This window comes from Xanthobacter autotrophicus ATCC 700552 (genome assembly GCF_043194565.1).
In the GTDB taxonomy this organism is placed as follows: domain Bacteria; phylum Pseudomonadota; class Alphaproteobacteria; order Rhizobiales; family Xanthobacteraceae; genus Xanthobacter; species Xanthobacter autotrophicus_F.
In genome coordinates this window covers 1-15,785 of record NZ_JBAFVS010000032.1, presented here as the reverse complement: position 1 = coordinate 15,785, position 15,785 = coordinate 1, and the positions used below count along the sequence as shown (strand labels likewise).

Sequence of the window (15,785 nt, the reverse complement as noted above, 5' to 3'; positions counted from 1 at the left end):
TGACCGCCGGTGTCGTCTTTCACCAACATCAAGGAGACGACCAATGTCGATCGATCAGCACATCGAGGAACTGCGCGCCGAGCTGCGGAACGCCGTCGACGCCGTGGAGCGCCGCGAGATCGAGGCCGAGCTGGAGATGGCTCTCGCGGAGCGCGAACTCATCTGGGCCGAACTGGAGGGCCTGCTCAGCGGCGAGCCTCCCTTCTAGGGAGCTTTCGCCATGTCGCGCCGTCCAGGGCGCCACGCCTGGTCGGCGACGGCGCTTCGGAGGGCTCGTCGTTGCACAAATGCGGTCAATGCTGTATATGACAGCAAGGGCAGCAAATACAGGAGATCGCCATGCCGCGTTCAGGTGGGTCCTATTCCACGAGCGAATTGTCCCGGAAGTCCGGCGATATCATCGCCGAGGCGCTGCGCCGGCCGGTGATGATCACCCAGCGCAACAAGCCGCGCCTCGTGCTCCTCAACATTGAAGACTATGAGCGGCTGATGCGCCAGTCGGACGCTCGTTCAGCGGGGACCATCGAGACGATGCCCGACGGCCTTCTCGCAGAGTTCGAGAATGCCGTCGACGCCTATGCGCGGGAGGATGAGGCCGGAAAGCCATGAGCTTCGACGACATCCAGACCGCGACTGTCATCCGCTATCCCTATCTCTGGGCGCGGCAGGCTCGTGCCGGCGAGACTGAGGGCCGCAAGGATCGGCCCGTCGCCGTCGGCGTGCGCATCGTCCGGCCGGACGGCGATCTCGTGCTCTTCTTTCCGATCACCACCAAGGAGCCGGAAGCATCGCGGTTCTTTGTCGAGATCCCGGCCATCGAAAGGCGCCGTGCCGGGCTGGATGCCGATCTGCGCCTCTGGCTCATCCTCGACGAATTCAACACCGATCTTGTCGGTAGGTCCTTCTATCTCGAACCCGAGCCGCCCATCGGCCGCTTCAGCAAGGCGTTCTTCCTGCCGCTGCTGCGCCGGTTCATCGCCCGCCGGCAAGCCTTCACCGAGGTCAGCCGTTTCCGTTGACGCCGGCGTCGCCATAGCCGCGACGTCGTTTCGTCCGGGCGAGGCGCGAGAACGCGCCTTCAGCCTGTTCCGGCTGATCGAAGATCTCCATCATCGACTGGCCGTTCGTGCCGATCCGGCCCCAATTGCGGATGACCGTCGCCCCGCCGAACAGCGTCGGCTGGAGGGAGAGCGTATAAAACCGGCGCATGTTCCGTGCGGGATCGATGCGGCGGAGATGCAATGGGCCTGGTGCCGTTCTTTCCATGGAGCGAGTCTCGCGTCCCAGGGAAAGGACGTCCAACGACTTCCATGAATCGATCCCGCGGGACAGATTCATTCCCGTGATGACCACCTCAAGGCAAGGGCGGCATCTCGCCGTCCGCCGTCCGCCAGATCCAGGACGCCATCTCGGGCCGCGCGTCGATCATTTCCGCGAGCCCGCGGTCGTACTCTTCGCCAGCGCTCGCCGGCACGATGTACATCGCCACGGGCGATGGCCGCTGCTCCGGTAGCGTGACGCACACGAGCGGCTGCTCCCGGCTGAGATTGAACCGCAATCCCTTCACGCTCTTGCGCCGCATCCCCGCCAAGCGGGAGAGCAGGCGCAATTCATCGACGCTCTCGAAGGGAATCCAGTTTTCGGTCACCACTATCAGGGCGATCTCGTCGATAAACGAGACGCCCGCGCTGGAAATGCCGAACGTCGCGATGGCGATGAGGTGGGCGTTCGCGTTTGCTTCCCAAAGCTCCAGCTCGGTCTCGTAGCGCTTGCCCAGGCGACGCCAGGCGGCGTCCTCCAGCGTCAGCGAAAAATCCGGCAGGTGCCTGATGACAACCTTCCGGCCGGTGCGGGCCTCGGGGAATTCCTTGACCTCTCCCACCAGAAGCATGAGCTTTCGTGGTCCGCCGCCCACGGCGGTCTGGAGACCCGAAAGCGCGGTGGCGCGCCGCGCCGCGATCGCGGCCTTGTCCTCGGCATGGAACACCTCCGGCACGAAGAGGATGTCACCGAGCGGGCCTGCCCGGGTCTCCATCTGTTTCGCGGCGTTCATGAGGCTCGCCCGGACCTTGCCCCAACCGCGCTTGCGGGCCCAGAGCGACGTCCACTCCGTCAGCTCACCGGCCTCCCACAGATAGTGCAGCACCGCGCGCAGCGAGAGTTTCTTGGTCTCATTGCGCACCGTGTCGGACGGCTCGGACGCGGCTGCCGATGCCGTGCGGCTGCCACGCTTCGTCAGCGAGAAATCCAGCTTGAGGACCGCGGCGCCGGTCGCTGCGTCGATCTGGATTGCATTGCCGATGAGGGGCCCGAGGCCGGAAAGCTCGTAGGGTGGTTCGTAGGAGGGGCAGGACGGCGCATGGTCGCGTCCCGACAGGGGCATACGCTTGACCAGCAGGTCCCCATCGACCCGTGCGATGTACATCGCGATGGGCTTTTCGCTGCACAGGCAGAGGGGCCGCTGTTTGCGCTCGTAGGCTTGGGCGAGGGCGGATTGAAGCTCCGGCGTGTCCTCGTTGAAGGTCCCCTCGGCAATCCTGAACTGCCGCATGACGGTCGCCTGCCTCATTTAACGGCCTGATATGAAGCAGTATAGGGGCTGTCCATGTTCCGATAAACCCTGAACGGCCAACCTCCATCGTCGAGACCATGAGGACTTGACGACGCTTTGCGCTGGGCGCATCCGGCAAGCCGGACCGGGCTCTATTCCGCCGGGTACCCTGGCTCCACGAAGCCCGCCAGGCGGTCTTCGCGCCTTGCGGCGTAACGATCCCTTGCGCGGGCCTGGTCCCTCCGGCGCGTCACAAGGGCGTCGGAGGGCTGAACCGGTTGACTCCATTGGTGCAGCCTGCCTGCCGGCAGGAGCTGCGCGCGCCAATGCCCAGCGTCCCGAAAGACCCGTGTCTGCTCAGAATGCCCAGTGTGCCATGGCGGGCGGACACGCCTCAAAACCGCGCGGCCCCTCCGATTTTCCCGCTGCGCAGGAAAATCGGTTCCTCCGCGCGCCAGCAAGCTGGCCGCTGACGCGGGTTTTGACCCGTGCCCACCCGCCATGACCGCCGTCGTCATCTTTCACAAGAACATCGAGGAGATGACGATGACGCTGGAACACCACATCGAGGAATTGCGCGCCGAGCTGCGGAACGCCGCCGATGCCTGCGAGCGCCACCAGATCGAAGCCGAGCTTGAGGCGGCCCGCGCCCAACTCGCCCGCCGGATCGCCGAGGAGGAGCTGCCGTGAGGCAGCTCTTTCCCTTCATGGCAAAAGCCGGAGCAGCCGGATCGACCGTCTGCTCCAGCTGGCCGCGGCGCGGCCATGGGCACGTTGCCGTCATGGAATGACGGCAACGTGCCAGATTGAATCGCCGCCGATGCCGTCGTCGACGGCAATCGATCGTCCTGCGCCGAACGAAGGGCGGATTTCGTGGTGGTGGGCAACCTTGTGAAATGGCGCCACGAAACAAGCGTTTGTCGCGCGATGACAGCTGGTTGATGACGATGCGCAACAGGGTGTTCTTTCACGGCGCGATCGACCCCTCGACAAGGCACGCCCGGTTGGCCATCCTGGACCTGTACACGAAATGTTCCACAGGGCTGAGCCGGTGCCGAAGGGATGGCGGGCTCCGATCCGGTGACCGGCGACGCGACGGCGATGACGACCAATCAGCTTCTATCTCCGAACAAGGCGGGCAGGGGTCTGGGCAGCGGATCGGCAACCTGCCGGTCGCTGCCGCTTCCGCTCGCGCTGCCCTTCAGCATCCTTGAGCACATCGGGCGCGGCACCTTCTATTGCGTGTGGTATCTCGCCTTCTATGTCCTGTGCATGTTTCGGCCGTTCACAGGGCTCATGATGCTGGCCTCGATCGTCATGGTCCCGGTTTCGATCGTGGTCTATGCCCATCCCGATGCCGCCCGTGGAATGCCGTTCTGGAGCTTCGGCCTGATGTCGATCGGCCTTGTTGCATGCGCGCTCGCCTATACGATCTTCCTCGACTGGTTCACGCCGCCCGGCACCGCGGACCCGTTCGAGCGATATCGGAAAGGCAGGTAGCCGCCCTCGGACACCTGTGCATGCGGCTACCGGCAGACCGCGGTGAGCGCCCGCGTCTTGGCGGGCGCGCCAGGAAGCCTCACCTCGTGTGCTCAGTAGCGCTGCGGCACGTAGAGTTCGGGGCCAGCGCAGGGCGCTTGTCGTTCGGGTCGAACCCGCGCTCCGGCACGTGATTTCCTAGTCCTCCCGCACTGGCGGCCACTGCTGGGCCGCATGCAGGACGCGCAAGATGGAAACGACGTGGATATCTTCAGCGTACACGACGATGTAGTTCGAACGCACGACCATTTCCCGCGTGCCATCGACACGGCCGAGACGATAGAGCTTCGGATGCTCAGGCAACTTTGACGCCTTTTCTTCTATGTCGTCCTTCAGCCGTTGGGCGGCATCGGGGTTGTCGTCGGAAATGAAATCGACAATCGCCAGCAGATCGGCGCGTGCGTCCTCGCGCCATTCAAGCCTTCGCACGGCGCTTCCTGTCGATCAGCGCCTGTGCCTCATCCATCACCTGCTGGTGCGGCACCGCCGGCCGGCTGTCGGCCAGGGCCTCACGCACCTTGGCTCGAAACCATGCGTCATGGGCTTCCGGGTCCGCAGTCAGGCCCGCCGGCAACGCGCCCTCTTTTACGACGCGCGTGAGCAGAATCCGGACGGCGTCGGAAACCGTCAGGCCAACGCTGGCCAGCTTCTCGGTCGCGTCAGCCTTCAGCTTGTCGTCTATGCGGATGTGCAGCATAGAGGTTTGAGCGGCCATTCTCGATCCTCCTATATCGACGACATTATGTATCTCTTTTGAGAGACACTCAAGGCGGGGGTGACCAGGGCGGGCCCGCTATTGCCCCGCGTCGCCGGGGCGAAGAGCGTTGCCCCTGGGAAGCACAGTCCCGTGGGGGATGCTCACACCTTGACGAAGCGGTTGGCCTTGGCCTCCGCATTCATGTCCTTGCGCCGGAAATAGATCGCCCGCCCGCAGCGGATCGGACTATGCCCCTGCACGATGATGATCTGCTCGTCCCTGCGCATCGACTGGGTGATCTCATGCGGCATGATGAGCGGCCGGCGCTGGAAGCTGACACTTTCCGAGCGACGGTTGCCATTGCTCGAGCTGCTCCAGCCCACATTGCGCGACTGGCCCTGAACCTCGACCGTCATCTCGCCGCACTGCGCCGAGACGTTGCGCGCCGTCTCCAGCGCCTTGATCGCGGCGTAGGAGGCGAAGGCGCAGCCATCGATCCACGACGTCGCGCCAGCTTTGCCGAAATGCTGCTCCAGCTGGCCGACCGATTGGTACATCATCATCAGCGTGATGCCGTACTTGCGCCCGCGATCGCGGGCCTCCTCCAGGACCCGCATGTAGCCGAGCAGGTCCACCTCATCGAGCATGAAGAGGGCCCGGCGCGCGAAGGCGCCATCGGCCTGCACCATGGCGTTGAGCAGCGAGCCGATGATCACCCGGCCGATGCCGGGATAGGACCTCAGGATCGACGCCGGGATATTGAGGAAGACGTCCTTCTTGCCGGAGACGATGTCGCGCGACCTGAAGGCATTGCCGCAGACGAGGGCGGCGTAATTGTCGAGCGAGAGCCACTGCGTGTCCTTCGAGGCGGTGGAAAAGACGCCGCTGAACGTCTGCTCGGTCATGTTCGTGAACACGCCGAGCGTCTCGCGGATGAACGTGGACTCGGAGTGCTCGTGAATATCGCGGAGCATGGCGAGCACGGATGGCTCCGGCTCGGACACGATCTGGCGCAGGCTGCGCAGATTGCGCCGGCCGGCATATTCGGGCGAGAGCATCACGTGCGCCAGAAGCCCGGTCAGAAAGTTGTGCGCCTGGTTCTGGAAATAGGCGCCGGTCGAGGATTCGAAGCGCAGGCTCTCGGAGAGCAGCATGTGCGCGATGCCGACGATGTCCTCTTCCTTCTGCCGCGATCCCTCGATGCCGTCGAGCACGTTGAAGCCGGCGACCGGATTGGTGGGATCGAGCACCATGACCTCCCGGCCGAGCGCGCGCATGCGATGCTCGCGCACCATCGGCGCGACCTCGGTCGAGGGATCGAGGCAGATCAGCGGACCGGAATAGCGCAGGGCCGTGGGGACAACATTGCTCGTCGTCTTGAAGCCGCCGGAGCCGGCGAAAAACAGCATATGGGTGGAATCGAAATCCAGCTTGTAGGTCAGAAGCGGAGCATGTCCGCCCTGGCCCCAGGTGGACCGGTCCATGGGATCGAACGGCAGCTCGTGAACGATCTCCCGATCGACGCGATAGCGCTCGCCGATCACGATCTCCCCGTCCGCCGGGAACAGCCTCCCGGCCGCCGACAGGGACAACCAGTCCGCATCGCCGAAAGCCGCCCGCTTCGCGCGCTTGACCGGATCGGGAACCACAACGGAGATGCGGGCCGCCACGGCCACGATCAGAAATCCAACGATGGCACCGACGACGGCGAAAGCATCGAGGTACGACAGCGCCCGGTCCCATGGGATGGTTCCGCTCTCGACGAACGGTCCGAGGCGGCCATATTCGCGCAAGGCGTAGAAGCCGGCCACGCCGAGAAAGCACAGGAGCGTCACCATGGCGATCGGCCGGCGCTGGTGCAGCGGCAGCGCCCAGGCGGTCAGGAGCCCGGCGAGGGGACCCAGCAGAAGGGAAGGCAGCGGCGCCCCGCGCAGGAACCAATAGGCGATCTTGCTGGACATGCCCACGGCGAGATCCTGCCATCGCCAGCCGCTGACGAAGACCGTCATGGCCGTGACGGCGATCGGCACGAGAACAAGGAGCAGCGTCGGGTTCAGACGCTCCTTCATGGTTCTTCTCCATGTTCCGGATCGGGCTCTGGCATGTCGTCGGCAGGGCGTTGCCTGAAGGCGTCTTGTCCAATCGCCTTCAGCCGCTCGTGCTCGTCGGAGCCGGGCGCGATGCGGCGCGCCTCGATCAGCGCGCCGAGCAGAAAGGCCCGATCGGCCTCCCCCAGTCCGGCGCGCACGACCAGTCCGCCCAGCAGGAATGTCTGGCGCGCGTCGCGTCTGCGTGCGTCGGTCATCATGGCTCTCCGCCGTCGCTCGAAACGGACGATCTCCTGATCGATCCGCCTAAGGAGCCGATGAACCGGCGGTCCCTTTGGCCTTGGCCCCTTTGCGAAATCGCGCGGCGATCTCCTCGCAGATGGCGTCGAGTTCCTCGTCCGGGATCTCCAGCTCCACCAGGCCGGCCTTGGCGGCGGCCCGCGCGAAGCGCTCACCCGCTTTAACGACCATAAATTTGCGACGTTCACGCAGCTTCTCGATCTGGGCGTCGATCTCGGAAAGTGACGACTTTACGCGCATAAAATGGCCTCGTCCCACGCTGGAAAAGCTCGAAGACGGTCGATTATATCGTCTCGTACAAGTGAGTTAAATAGGCTAATTTGTCAGTGAGCCGAAAGGCTCTCTGACGGCCGGCGCCCTTTGGGGCCGTCCGTTCGAAGTGGCATCGGCCCTGCGGTCCGAACTGTTTGAGGGCGCGTCGCGTCTGCGTGCGTCGGTCATCATGGCTCTCCGCCGTCGCTCGAAACGGACGATCTCCTGATCGATCCGCCTAAGGAGCCGATGAACCGGCGGTCCCTTTGGCCTTGGCCCCTTTGCGAAATCGCGCGGCGATCTCCTCGCAGATGGCGTCGAGTTCCTCGTCCGGGATCTCCAGCTCCACCAGGCCGGCCTTGGCGGCGGCCCGCGCGAAGCGCTCACCCGCTTTAACGACCATAAATTTGCGACGTTCACGCAGCTTCTCGATCTGGGCGTCGATCTCGGAAAGTGACGACTTTACGCGCATAAAATGGCCTCGTCCCACGCTGGAAAAGCTCGAAGACGGTCGATTATATCGTCTCGTACAAGTGAGTTAAATAGGCTAATTTGTCAGTGAGCCGAAAGGCTCTCTGACGGCCGGCGCCCTTTGGGGCCGTCCGTTCGAAGTGGCATCGGCCCTGCGGTCCGAACTGTTTGAGGGCGCAATATACGTCGCGGGCGCGACGTGCTTGGGGGGAGTGGCGGCGGCAATGGCCATCATGTTCGTCAGGGCGCAGGTGATCAGCCGGGGGGCGGGACGCAGCATCGTCTCGGCCGCTGCCTATCGCCATCGCGCCCGGATGATGGACGAACAGGTCGGCACGTCCTTCAGCTATCGGGGCGGAGCGTCCGAACTGGTGCACGAAGAGCTGGCGCTGCCGGACGACATCCCGGCCTGGCTCGATGTAGCGATTGCCGGAAAATCGGTGGCCGGGGCCAGCGAGGTGCTGTGGAATGCGGTCGACGTGTTCGAGAAGCGGGCGGACGCGCAGCTCGCCCGTGAGCTGATCATCGCGTTGCCGGAGGAACTCAGCCGGGCCGAGAACATCGCGCTGATGCGCGAATTCGTGCAGGACAACTTCACATCGAAGGGCATGGTCGCCGACTGGGTCTATCACGACAAGGACGGCAACCCGCACGTCCATCTGATGACGATGCTGCGGCCGCTCGCGGCGGACGGCTTCGGTGCGAAGAAGGTCCCGGTGCTCGGGGAAGACGGACAGCCGCTCCGGGTGGTCACGCCCGATCGGCCCAATGGTAAGATTGTCTACAAGCTGTGGGCCGGCGACAAGGAAACCATGAAAGCGTGGAAGATCGCCTGGGCGGAAACCGCCAACCGGCATCTGGCGCACGCCGGCCATGAGATCCGCCTCGACGGACGCTCCTATGCCGAGCAGGGCCGCGACGGGATTGCCCAGAAGCATCTGGGGCCGGAAAAGGCAGCGCTCGCCCGCAAGGGCGTCGAGATGTACTTCGCGCCGGCCGACCTCGCCCGGCGGCAGGAGATGGCCGATCGTCTTGCCGCCGATCCGGGCCTGCTCCTCCAGCAGCTCAGCAACGAACGGTCCACCTTTGATGAGCGCGATATGGCCCGCGCGCTCCATCGCTACGTCGATGATCCTGAGGATTTCGCCACGATCCGGGCCCGGCTGTTGGCCTCGCCCGAGCTCGTCACGTTGCGCCCGCAGAAGCTCGATCCCGAGACGGGGAAGGCGGCGGAGCCAGCGATCTTCACGACGCGCGAGATGCTACGTGTCGAGCACGGCATGGCGCGCTCCGCGCTCAACCTGACTCGGCGCGAGGGCTTCGGTGTCGCCGCGGCGATGAAGAGCGTCGGGAGCGGGGCGCCCGACAGGTCGTTCAAGCTTGACGCGGAACAGGTCGATGCCGTCCGTCACGTCACGTCGGACACGGGGATCGCGGCCGTCGTCGGTCTCGCCGGCACCGGCAAATCGACGCTGCTCGCCGCCGCACGCATCGCCTGGGAAAGCGACGGGCGCCGGGTTCTTGGCGCGGCGCTCGCCGGCAAGGCGGCAGAGGGCCTGGAGGACAGTTCCGGCATCACATCGCGCACGCTCGCGTCATGGGAACTGGCCTGGGCTGGCGAGCATGAACGCCTCGAGCGGGGCGACGTACTCGTCATCGACGAGGCCGGGATGGTGTCCTCGCAGCAGATGGCGCGGGTGCTGAAGATTGCCGAGGAGGCGCGGGCGAAGGTCGTTCTGGTGGGCGACGCCATGCAGCTCCAGCCGATCCAGGCCGGGGCCGCATTCCGGGCCATCGTGCAGCGGATCGGCTTTGCCGAGCTTGCCGGCGTCCGTCGCCAGCGGGAGGAATGGGCGCGCAATGCGTCCCGGCTGTTTGCGCGCGCCGAGGTCGAGACCGCCCTCGACGCCTATGCGCAGCATGGCCATATCATCGAGGCCGCGACACACGAGGCCGCCATCGGCCGGATCGTCACCGACTGGACCGAGGCCCGGTGCACGCTCGCCGGCAAGACATCGGCCGAGGGCGATCCCCAACCCCTGCGTGGGGACGAACTGCTCGTCCTCGCCCATACCAATGAGGACGTGAGGCGCCTCAACGATGCGCTGCGCAAGGTGCTGACCGACGACGGCGCGCTATCGGCGAGCCGCTCGTTCGCGACCGAACGCGGGACGCGCGAGTTCGCCGTTGGCGATCGCATCATCTTCCTCGAGAATGCGCGGTTCGTGGAGCCGCGGGCCAAGCACCTCGGGCCGCAGCACGTCAAGAACGGCATGCTCGGCACGGTGACGTCGAGCACCGACAAAAGCGGCCGGACACTCCTTGCGGTCCGCCTCGACAACGGGCGCGAGGTGGTCTTCGGCGAGGACACCTATCGCAACGTCGACCACGGCTATGCCGCGACCATCCACAAGGCCCAGGGCGCGACGGTGGACCGCACCTTCGTGCTCGCCACGGGCATGATGGACCAGCATCTGACCTATGTAGCGATGAGCCGTCACCGCGATCGGGCTGACCTCTATGCGGCCCAGGAAGACTTCGAGCCCCGTTCCGAATGGGGCCGGGTGGCGCGGGTCGATCACACCGCCGGCGTCACGGGCGAGCTCGTCGAGACCGGTCGGGCGAAATTCCGTGAGGACGACGGTGTCGCTCCGAGCCCCTATGCCGATGTCCGGACCGAGGATGGAGCGACACAGCGGCAGTGGGGCGTCAGCCTGCCCGCCGCGCTCGAGAAGGGTGGCGTGAGCGTGGGAGACACCATCACCTTACGCAAGGACGGCGTCGAGACCATCAGCGTGAGGATCCCGGTGACGGACGAGGAGACGGGTGAGAGGCGTCTTGAGGAGCGCCAGGTCGCGCGCAACGTCTGGACCGCGAAGCAGGTCGAAACCGCAGATGACCGCACAGAGCGCCTCGAACAGGAAAGCCATCGCCCGGGCCTCTTCAAGCAGCTGGTCGAGCGCCTGTCGCGATCGGGGGCAAAGACCACCACGCTCGACTATGAAAGCGAGCCCTCATACCAGGCGCACGCCCGTGACTTCGCGCGGCTGCGCGGTATCGACCAGTTCGCCGAGGCCGCGGCCGGGATGGAGGAGGGGACGGCGCAGTGGCTGGCGTGGCTGGCCGAGAAGCGGAGCGATCTGGGCAAGCTGTGGGAGCGGGCAAGCGTCGCGCTCGGCTTTGCGATCGCCCGCGAGCGCAGCGTCGTCTACAGCGACCAGCCTGTCGACAGGCCGGCCTGGGAGCCCGCCGATGCGGGCCGCTACCTGCTGGAGCCGGTGACGCGTTTTGCGCGACCGGTGGAAGAAGACGCGCGTCTGGCGCAGATCGCCTCGCCGGCGGTGAAGGAGCGGGAAGCGGCGCTGCGGCGGGTGCTGGAGCGGATCTATCGCGATCCCGAAGCGGCGATGACGAAGCTCCACGATCTGGCCTCCGCGTCGAAGACCGGTTCGCGGGCGCTCGGCGACGTCCTGGCGCGGAGCCCGGAGCAGCTCGGCCTCCTGCGCGGCAGCGCTGCCCTTGTCGACGGGGGGGCCGCGCGCCGCGAACGCGCCACGGCGCAGAAGGCTGTCACGGAGGAGCTGGTGCCGCTCGCCCGCGCCCATGCCGTGGCGTTCAAGAGGAGCGCGGCTTCGTTCGAGATCCGGGAGGAGCGGCGGCGCGCCTCAATGACGCTGTCGGTGCCCGCCCTCTCGGAAAGGGCGATGGCGCGGCTCGGCGAGATCGAGGCCGTGCGCGCGCACGGAGGGGCGGATGCCTACAAGACGGCCTTTGCCCTCGCCTCGGAGGATCGTGCGGTCGTGCAGGAGATCAAGGCCGCCAGCGAAGCATTGACCGCGCGCTTTGGTTGGAGCGCCTTCACCGAGAAAACCGACACCGTCGCGGAGCGCAATATGGCTGATCGCCTGCCGGAGGACATGGACCCGCAGAAGCGGGCGGAGCTGAAGACCCTGCTTGAGTCGGTGCGCAGGTTCGCCGGCGCCCAGCACCTGGTAGAGCGGCAGGATCGCTCGCGCATCGTCGCGCCGGCGCCCTATCAGTCCGATGCAGGGAACACCCTTCCGCCCATGCTTCCGGCGGTGACGGAATTCCGGCAGCCGGTGGAGGACGAGGCGCGGCAGCGGGCGCTGGACACTTCCCACTATCGGCAGCAGCGGGCCGCGCTTGGGGCGATCGCATCGCGCATCTGGCGTGACCCGGCGGCCGCGGTCGGGAAGATCGAGGACCTCATCGTCAAAGGCTTCGCGGCGGAGCGCATCGCGGCCGCCATGTCCAATGCGCCCGATGCCTATGGCGCTGTGCGAGGCTCGGGCCGGATGATGGATCGGCTGCTCGCCACCGGCCGTGAGCGCAAGGAGGCCCTTGCCGCGCTCCCCGCCGCGGCGGCGGAGCTGCGGGCGCTCGGCTCAGCCTATGGCGGAGCGCTCGAGGCCGAGGTGAAGACGATCGCCGAGGAGCGACGGCTGATGGCGGTCGCCATCCCTGGCCTCTCGAGGCCGGCGCAGGAGGCCTTGGGGCGGCTGACCGCCGAGGCGAAGCAGAATACCCGCGGCCTGAACGCCATGGTCGGCGCGCTCGATCCGAAGATCCGCGAGGAGTTCGCGGCCGTGAGCCAGGCGCTTGATACGCGCTTCGGGCGCAATGCGATCGCGCGCGGCGAGAAGGATGCGGCCAACCGCGTGCCGCCGGCGCATCGGGAGGCCTTCGAGACAATGCGCGCCTCGCTGCGCGTGCTGCAGCAGTCGGTCCGGATCGACGCCGACGAGAAGATCCTCTCCGAGCGGCGGATACGGACGATCAACCAGGCCAGAGGGCTCACCAGGTAGAGAAGGAGAAGGCCATGGATGTAGAGACCTTTCACGAGGCGATCGGCCGCACCGAGATCTCGATCGAGATCCTCAACCCACGATGCCGGCTATCGGTGAAATCCGACAATCCCATGCGTCCAGGTTCGTGGACCTGCCGAAAAATGACCTCCCGCTCCTCGCCACGGATGGCGCGCCATGAGCGGATGCGCCGCTCGAGTGTCCGGCGAATGCCCGCCCCAAGTTCGGGATGACGCCGGATCATCTCGTCGAAGATGGCGACGGATCGAAGGTCGGGTGCCGCTTGCAGGCCCGCGAGGCATTGCAGACGGAGTTCGCCAAGTTGCATCGCGCCAACAAGCGGTTACGATTCCGGCAAGAGTGCGCTTCGAAGGCGCGCATCATCGAGAGAGGAGGGTTCCATCCGGAGAGTTGTCGATTGATCGGGAAGCTGACGAGCGGCGCGCGCCGGTCTCGCCTCACATTTTGATGGACGCGAAGAAGACCGCGAAGAGACCGTCCATGACGATGACGAGGAAGATCGCCTTCACCACGGAGGCCGTCGTGTGCTGGCCGAGGGATTCGGCGCTGCCGCCCACCTTCAGGCCTTCAAGGCAGGCCACGAGGCCGATTGCCGCGGCCATGAAGGGCGCCTTGTACATGCCCACCTCGAACTGAGTGAGGTCGATGGCCTGCTTCAGGCGGTCGATGAAGACATTCGGGGTGATGCCGCCATAGAACCAGGCCACCAGGCCACCACCGATGAGCGCCGCCATCGAGCCCAGGAAGGTGAGCAACGGTAAGCCGATGATAAGCGCGAGAATGCGCGGCACCACCAGCACTTCGATGGGATCGAGGCCCATCACCTTGAGCGCATCCACCTCCTCGCGCATGCGCATGGAGCCGAGCTCTGCGGTGTAGGCACTACCTGAACGGCCGGCGATCATGATCGACACGATGAGCACGCCGAGCTCGCGAAGCACCAACACGCCCACCATGTCCACCACAAAGATGTCGGCGCCAAAACGGCGGAAGTGGAAGATGCTCTGCTGGGCGATGATGGAGCCGACGAGGAAGGTGATGAGCAGGATAATCGGAACGGCACGAAAGCCCACCCGGTCGAGTTGGGCGACCGTGGAGGTGAAGCGGAATGACCGCGGCCGTACCGCCACCCGCCCCATGGCCGAAACCACCGCGCCGATGAAATTAAGCAGGTCGAGCCCATCCTTGGCGGTGTTGACCACCTCATGGCCCAATCGCTCCAGGATGCCTTCGCTCCTCCGAGTCTGCGGATGCGGCCGGCTATCACTCCGCTCGAGTTCCTGCATGAGGCGCTGATAACGCGGGTCAAGACTGCTCACCTGCGGCACGCTGCCTTCTTGCTCCCACGCCCCGCACAGCCGCTCGAGGAGAATCGCTCCGAACGTGTCCATGCGAGTGATACCCGAAAGGTTTACAGACACCACTTTGGCATCGGCATGGGCGGCGCAGACGGCATCCACCTCCCGCTCAAGCACCTCGGCCTGTGCGGAGATCCATAACCCGTGCCCGGTCAGGATCAGTCGATCGCCTTGGGTCTCGACGGAAATCAACTGGGTCTGCGGCAACGCGACGTCTCCAGCATTTTTCTCGCATCGGCACCGAAACCGAAGAGCGCATCAAACAGATGTTCGCCCCTTCGAATTGCATCCGCCCCGCAAAGCGATGCCTCAACTGATGCAAAACTGCGCCGGCCGTTTTTCCGTAGATGTCATCATGCCACTCTTTTGGTTTCTCATCCATGAAATAGTTCATTCGAATGAACTTATAAAGTCTGTCGCTCCACCGTCGCGAAAGTGGCGCGAAAGACGAAGGTCAATCATCGCAACCTGACCGCTGCGGTCATAGACAGCCGGGACTTCCTGGCCGCCAAGCGCCGGGTCGAGATCGAGCCCCTGATGCCGGCCGGCGTGAAGGTCGCCTTCGCCGGCGGGCTCGACTGCAACGACTACCAGGCCATCTGGGACGTGCTCGACAAGGTGCATGCCAAGCATACCGACATGGTGCTGCTCCATGGCGGATCGACGAAGGGCGCGGAGTTCATCGCCTCGAGGTGGCCGATGCGCGCAAGGTGCCGCAAGTGTCCTTCAAGCCGGGCTGGACGCGGCACGCCAAGGCGGCGCCGTTCAAGCGCAATGACGAATTGCTCAAGGCGCTGCCGATCGGCGTCGTGGTCTTCCCGAGCTCCGGGATCACCGACAACCTCGCCGACAAGGCGAAGGCGATGGGCATCCCGGTCTGGCGGTTCGGGGGCGGCGCGTGAGCGTCGCTTCCCTTGAAATCATGGGAAACATGGATATCATGGAAAGCATGGATATTAGCGCGGAGGTTTCACATGCGCGCCTTCACCACCAATGACCTCAACAAGCAGGTCGGAGAAGTCACCGATGCGGCGACGAAGTCGCCGATCGTCATCACGCGGTATCGCAAGCCCCGCTTCGTCATGATGAGTTACGAGCACTACCAGAAGATCAGGGGCGAAGGCGATCCCCGCCGCGCATACGCCGCCGGCGAGACGCCGGACGACGTCGCCTCGCTGTTCTCGGCCGAGCTCGACCGTCTGGCGACGGGCGAAGGCTACGACGATGACCGGTGACCTGCGTCCCGGCACGATCATCCAGTATCCGTATCTCTGGAAGTGGCAGCAGGAACACGGCGAGACCGAAGGTCGCAAGGATCGACCCGTCTGCGTTATCCTCGCAGTGCGCGGATCGGACGGTCTGACCCACCTTGCGCTCCTGGCGATTTCAAGCCGCCAGCCCGGCTCCGAGCAGGTTGCGATCGAGGTTCCCGAAATCGAATGCCGGCGCGGCGGGCTCAGCGATCTCAAGCGGGCCTGGATCACCGTCAGCGAGTACAACTACGATATCGTCGAGCGGTCCTTCTATCTCGATGCGGGCGAGCCCCTGCTGGGACGCTTCAGCCGCTCCTTCATGATGAAGCTTGCGAGCGCGGTATCTCCCCTCTTCCGGTCTGGACAGGCGCGCGTCGATCGCACTGACTAGCCGGCTTTCCGGACTTGCCGAAAGGCTTCGGTGCCGACCGAAAGGCGCGTCGGACTCTTCCGTCACTGCGTCTGCTGA

The 15,785-nt window shown here is 65.3% G+C and carries 17 protein-coding genes and 2 pseudogenes; 9 read left to right on the top strand and 10 right to left on the bottom strand.

The window, feature by feature from the left end:
• Positions 1-43: 43 nt before the first annotated feature.
• The 3 genes from V5F48_RS22420 to V5F48_RS22410 all read left to right on the top strand — a co-directional run bounded on the left by V5F48_RS22420 (position 44) and on the right by V5F48_RS22410 (position 1,019).
• The gene (locus V5F48_RS22420) at positions 44-208 is read left to right on the top strand and encodes a hypothetical protein (RefSeq protein ID WP_203193776.1); all 165 of its coding nucleotides are present in this window, start codon (positions 44-46) and stop codon (positions 206-208) included.
• A 131-nt stretch (positions 209-339) separates the two neighbouring features.
• The gene (locus V5F48_RS22415; protein ID WP_011993094.1) at positions 340-609 is read left to right on the top strand and encodes a type II toxin-antitoxin system prevent-host-death family antitoxin; all 270 of its coding nucleotides are present in this window, start codon (positions 340-342) and stop codon (positions 607-609) included.
• The gene (locus V5F48_RS22410; RefSeq protein ID WP_394260382.1) at positions 606-1,019 is read left to right on the top strand and encodes a hypothetical protein; all 414 of its coding nucleotides are present in this window, start codon (positions 606-608) and stop codon (positions 1,017-1,019) included. Before V5F48_RS22415 ends, V5F48_RS22410 begins: the two co-directional genes overlap by 4 nt.
• On the opposite strand, the gene V5F48_RS22405 is transcribed toward V5F48_RS22410, so the two are convergent.
• Together V5F48_RS22405 and V5F48_RS22400 are read right to left on the bottom strand one after the other, a co-directional pair.
• Positions 1,003-1,338 (bottom strand): WGR domain-containing protein, encoded by a 336-nt coding sequence (locus tag V5F48_RS22405; RefSeq protein WP_394260381.1) that lies wholly within the window; start codon positions 1,336-1,338, stop codon positions 1,003-1,005. The genes V5F48_RS22410 and V5F48_RS22405 overlap by 17 nt on opposite strands.
• A 16-nt stretch (positions 1,339-1,354) precedes the next feature.
• Positions 1,355-2,551: a DUF1173 domain-containing protein gene (locus tag V5F48_RS22400; RefSeq protein ID WP_348841967.1), complete on the bottom strand. Its 1,197-nt coding sequence runs from the start codon at positions 2,549-2,551 to the stop codon at positions 1,355-1,357.
• A 501-nt stretch (positions 2,552-3,052) separates the two neighbouring features.
• On the opposite strand from V5F48_RS22400, the gene V5F48_RS22395 reads away from it, so the two are divergent.
• The gene (locus tag V5F48_RS22395; RefSeq protein WP_394260380.1) at positions 3,053-3,241 is read left to right on the top strand and encodes a hypothetical protein; all 189 of its coding nucleotides are present in this window, start codon (positions 3,053-3,055) and stop codon (positions 3,239-3,241) included.
• Between the two features lie 372 nt (positions 3,242-3,613).
• A complete protein-coding gene (locus tag V5F48_RS22390; RefSeq protein WP_011993100.1) occupies positions 3,614-4,051 on the top strand; it encodes a hypothetical protein in 438 nt (145 codons plus the stop codon).
• Between the two features lie 177 nt (positions 4,052-4,228).
• On the opposite strand, the gene V5F48_RS22385 is transcribed toward V5F48_RS22390, so the two are convergent.
• The 6 genes from V5F48_RS22385 to V5F48_RS22360 form a co-directional block, all read right to left on the bottom strand.
• The gene (locus tag V5F48_RS22385; RefSeq protein ID WP_011993101.1) at positions 4,229-4,519 is read right to left on the bottom strand and encodes a type II toxin-antitoxin system RelE/ParE family toxin; all 291 of its coding nucleotides are present in this window, start codon (positions 4,517-4,519) and stop codon (positions 4,229-4,231) included.
• Entirely contained in the window at positions 4,506-4,805 is a 300-nt protein-coding gene (locus V5F48_RS22380; protein WP_348842010.1) for a type II toxin-antitoxin system RelB/DinJ family antitoxin, read from the bottom strand. Before V5F48_RS22380 ends, V5F48_RS22385 begins: the two co-directional genes overlap by 14 nt.
• 143 nt (positions 4,806-4,948) lie before the next feature.
• Positions 4,949-6,856, bottom strand: coding sequence for a Ti-type conjugative transfer system protein TraG (traG, locus tag V5F48_RS22375; protein ID WP_394260379.1), 1,908 nt, complete (start codon positions 6,854-6,856; stop codon positions 4,949-4,951).
• On the bottom strand, positions 6,853-7,092 hold the full coding sequence (locus V5F48_RS22370; protein WP_394103177.1) for a conjugal transfer protein TraD: 240 nt from the start codon (positions 7,090-7,092) through the stop codon (positions 6,853-6,855). The genes traG and V5F48_RS22370 overlap by 4 nt, the downstream gene beginning before the upstream one ends.
• Before the next feature lie 49 nt (positions 7,093-7,141).
• Positions 7,142-7,375, bottom strand: coding sequence for a TraC family protein (locus V5F48_RS22365; protein WP_348842008.1), 234 nt, complete (start codon positions 7,373-7,375; stop codon positions 7,142-7,144).
• Between the two features lie 250 nt (positions 7,376-7,625).
• Positions 7,626-7,859 (bottom strand): TraC family protein, encoded by a 234-nt coding sequence (locus tag V5F48_RS22360; RefSeq protein ID WP_348842008.1) that lies wholly within the window; start codon positions 7,857-7,859, stop codon positions 7,626-7,628.
• 223 nt (positions 7,860-8,082) lie between these two features.
• Here V5F48_RS22360 and traA point away from each other — a divergent pair, with 223 nt between their 5' ends.
• Entirely contained in the window at positions 8,083-12,684 is a 4,602-nt protein-coding gene (traA, locus tag V5F48_RS22355) for a Ti-type conjugative transfer relaxase TraA (protein ID WP_394260378.1), read from the top strand.
• A 61-nt stretch (positions 12,685-12,745) separates the two neighbouring features.
• Here the strand turns inward: traA and V5F48_RS22350 are convergent.
• A pseudogene (locus V5F48_RS22350) lies at positions 12,746-12,973 on the bottom strand (IS21 family transposase); the annotation flags it as partial.
• A 169-nt stretch (positions 12,974-13,142) separates the two neighbouring features.
• Positions 13,143-14,270 carry an MlaE family ABC transporter permease gene (locus tag V5F48_RS22345; RefSeq protein ID WP_394030636.1) on the bottom strand — a complete coding sequence of 376 codons (1,128 nt, stop codon included), beginning with the start codon at positions 14,268-14,270 and terminating at the stop codon, positions 13,143-13,145.
• A 246-nt stretch (positions 14,271-14,516) separates the two neighbouring features.
• Here V5F48_RS22345 and V5F48_RS22340 point away from each other — a divergent pair.
• From V5F48_RS22340 to V5F48_RS22330, 3 genes and pseudogenes are all read left to right on the top strand, one after another.
• Positions 14,517-14,965: pseudogene (locus V5F48_RS22340) on the top strand (DUF2493 domain-containing protein); the annotation flags it as partial.
• A 72-nt stretch (positions 14,966-15,037) separates the two neighbouring features.
• Complete coding sequence (locus V5F48_RS22335; RefSeq protein ID WP_348842698.1) at positions 15,038-15,298, top strand: type II toxin-antitoxin system Phd/YefM family antitoxin; 261 nt, start codon at positions 15,038-15,040, stop codon at positions 15,296-15,298.
• Complete coding sequence (locus V5F48_RS22330; protein WP_394260377.1) at positions 15,288-15,707, top strand: hypothetical protein; 420 nt, start codon at positions 15,288-15,290, stop codon at positions 15,705-15,707. The genes V5F48_RS22335 and V5F48_RS22330 overlap by 11 nt, the downstream gene beginning before the upstream one ends.
• Positions 15,708-15,785 lie beyond the last annotated feature (78 nt).

Coding starts and splice junctions, on each gene's coding strand:
- V5F48_RS22420 (WP_203193776.1), top strand. CDS start 44: ATGTCGATCGATCAGCACATCGAGGAACTGCGCGCCGAGCTGCGGAAC.
- V5F48_RS22415 (WP_011993094.1), top strand. CDS start 340: ATGCCGCGTTCAGGTGGGTCCTATTCCACGAGCGAATTGTCCCGGAAG.
- V5F48_RS22410 (WP_394260382.1), top strand. CDS start 606: ATGAGCTTCGACGACATCCAGACCGCGACTGTCATCCGCTATCCCTAT.
- V5F48_RS22405 (WP_394260381.1), bottom strand. CDS start 1,338: ATGAATCTGTCCCGCGGGATCGATTCATGGAAGTCGTTGGACGTCCTT.
- V5F48_RS22400 (WP_348841967.1), bottom strand. CDS start 2,551: ATGCGGCAGTTCAGGATTGCCGAGGGGACCTTCAACGAGGACACGCCG.
- V5F48_RS22395 (WP_394260380.1), top strand. CDS start 3,053: ATGACCGCCGTCGTCATCTTTCACAAGAACATCGAGGAGATGACGATG.
- V5F48_RS22390 (WP_011993100.1), top strand. CDS start 3,614: ATGGCGGGCTCCGATCCGGTGACCGGCGACGCGACGGCGATGACGACC.
- V5F48_RS22380 (WP_348842010.1), bottom strand. CDS start 4,805: ATGGCCGCTCAAACCTCTATGCTGCACATCCGCATAGACGACAAGCTG.
- traG (WP_394260379.1), bottom strand. CDS start 6,856: ATGAAGGAGCGTCTGAACCCGACGCTGCTCCTTGTTCTCGTGCCGATC.
- V5F48_RS22370 (WP_394103177.1), bottom strand. CDS start 7,092: ATGACCGACGCACGCAGACGCGACGCGCGCCAGACATTCCTGCTGGGC.
- V5F48_RS22365 (WP_348842008.1), bottom strand. CDS start 7,375: ATGCGCGTAAAGTCGTCACTTTCCGAGATCGACGCCCAGATCGAGAAG.
- V5F48_RS22360 (WP_348842008.1), bottom strand. CDS start 7,859: ATGCGCGTAAAGTCGTCACTTTCCGAGATCGACGCCCAGATCGAGAAG.
- traA (WP_394260378.1), top strand. CDS start 8,083: ATGGCCATCATGTTCGTCAGGGCGCAGGTGATCAGCCGGGGGGCGGGA.
- V5F48_RS22335 (WP_348842698.1), top strand. CDS start 15,038: ATGCGCGCCTTCACCACCAATGACCTCAACAAGCAGGTCGGAGAAGTC.
- V5F48_RS22330 (WP_394260377.1), top strand. CDS start 15,288: ATGACCGGTGACCTGCGTCCCGGCACGATCATCCAGTATCCGTATCTC.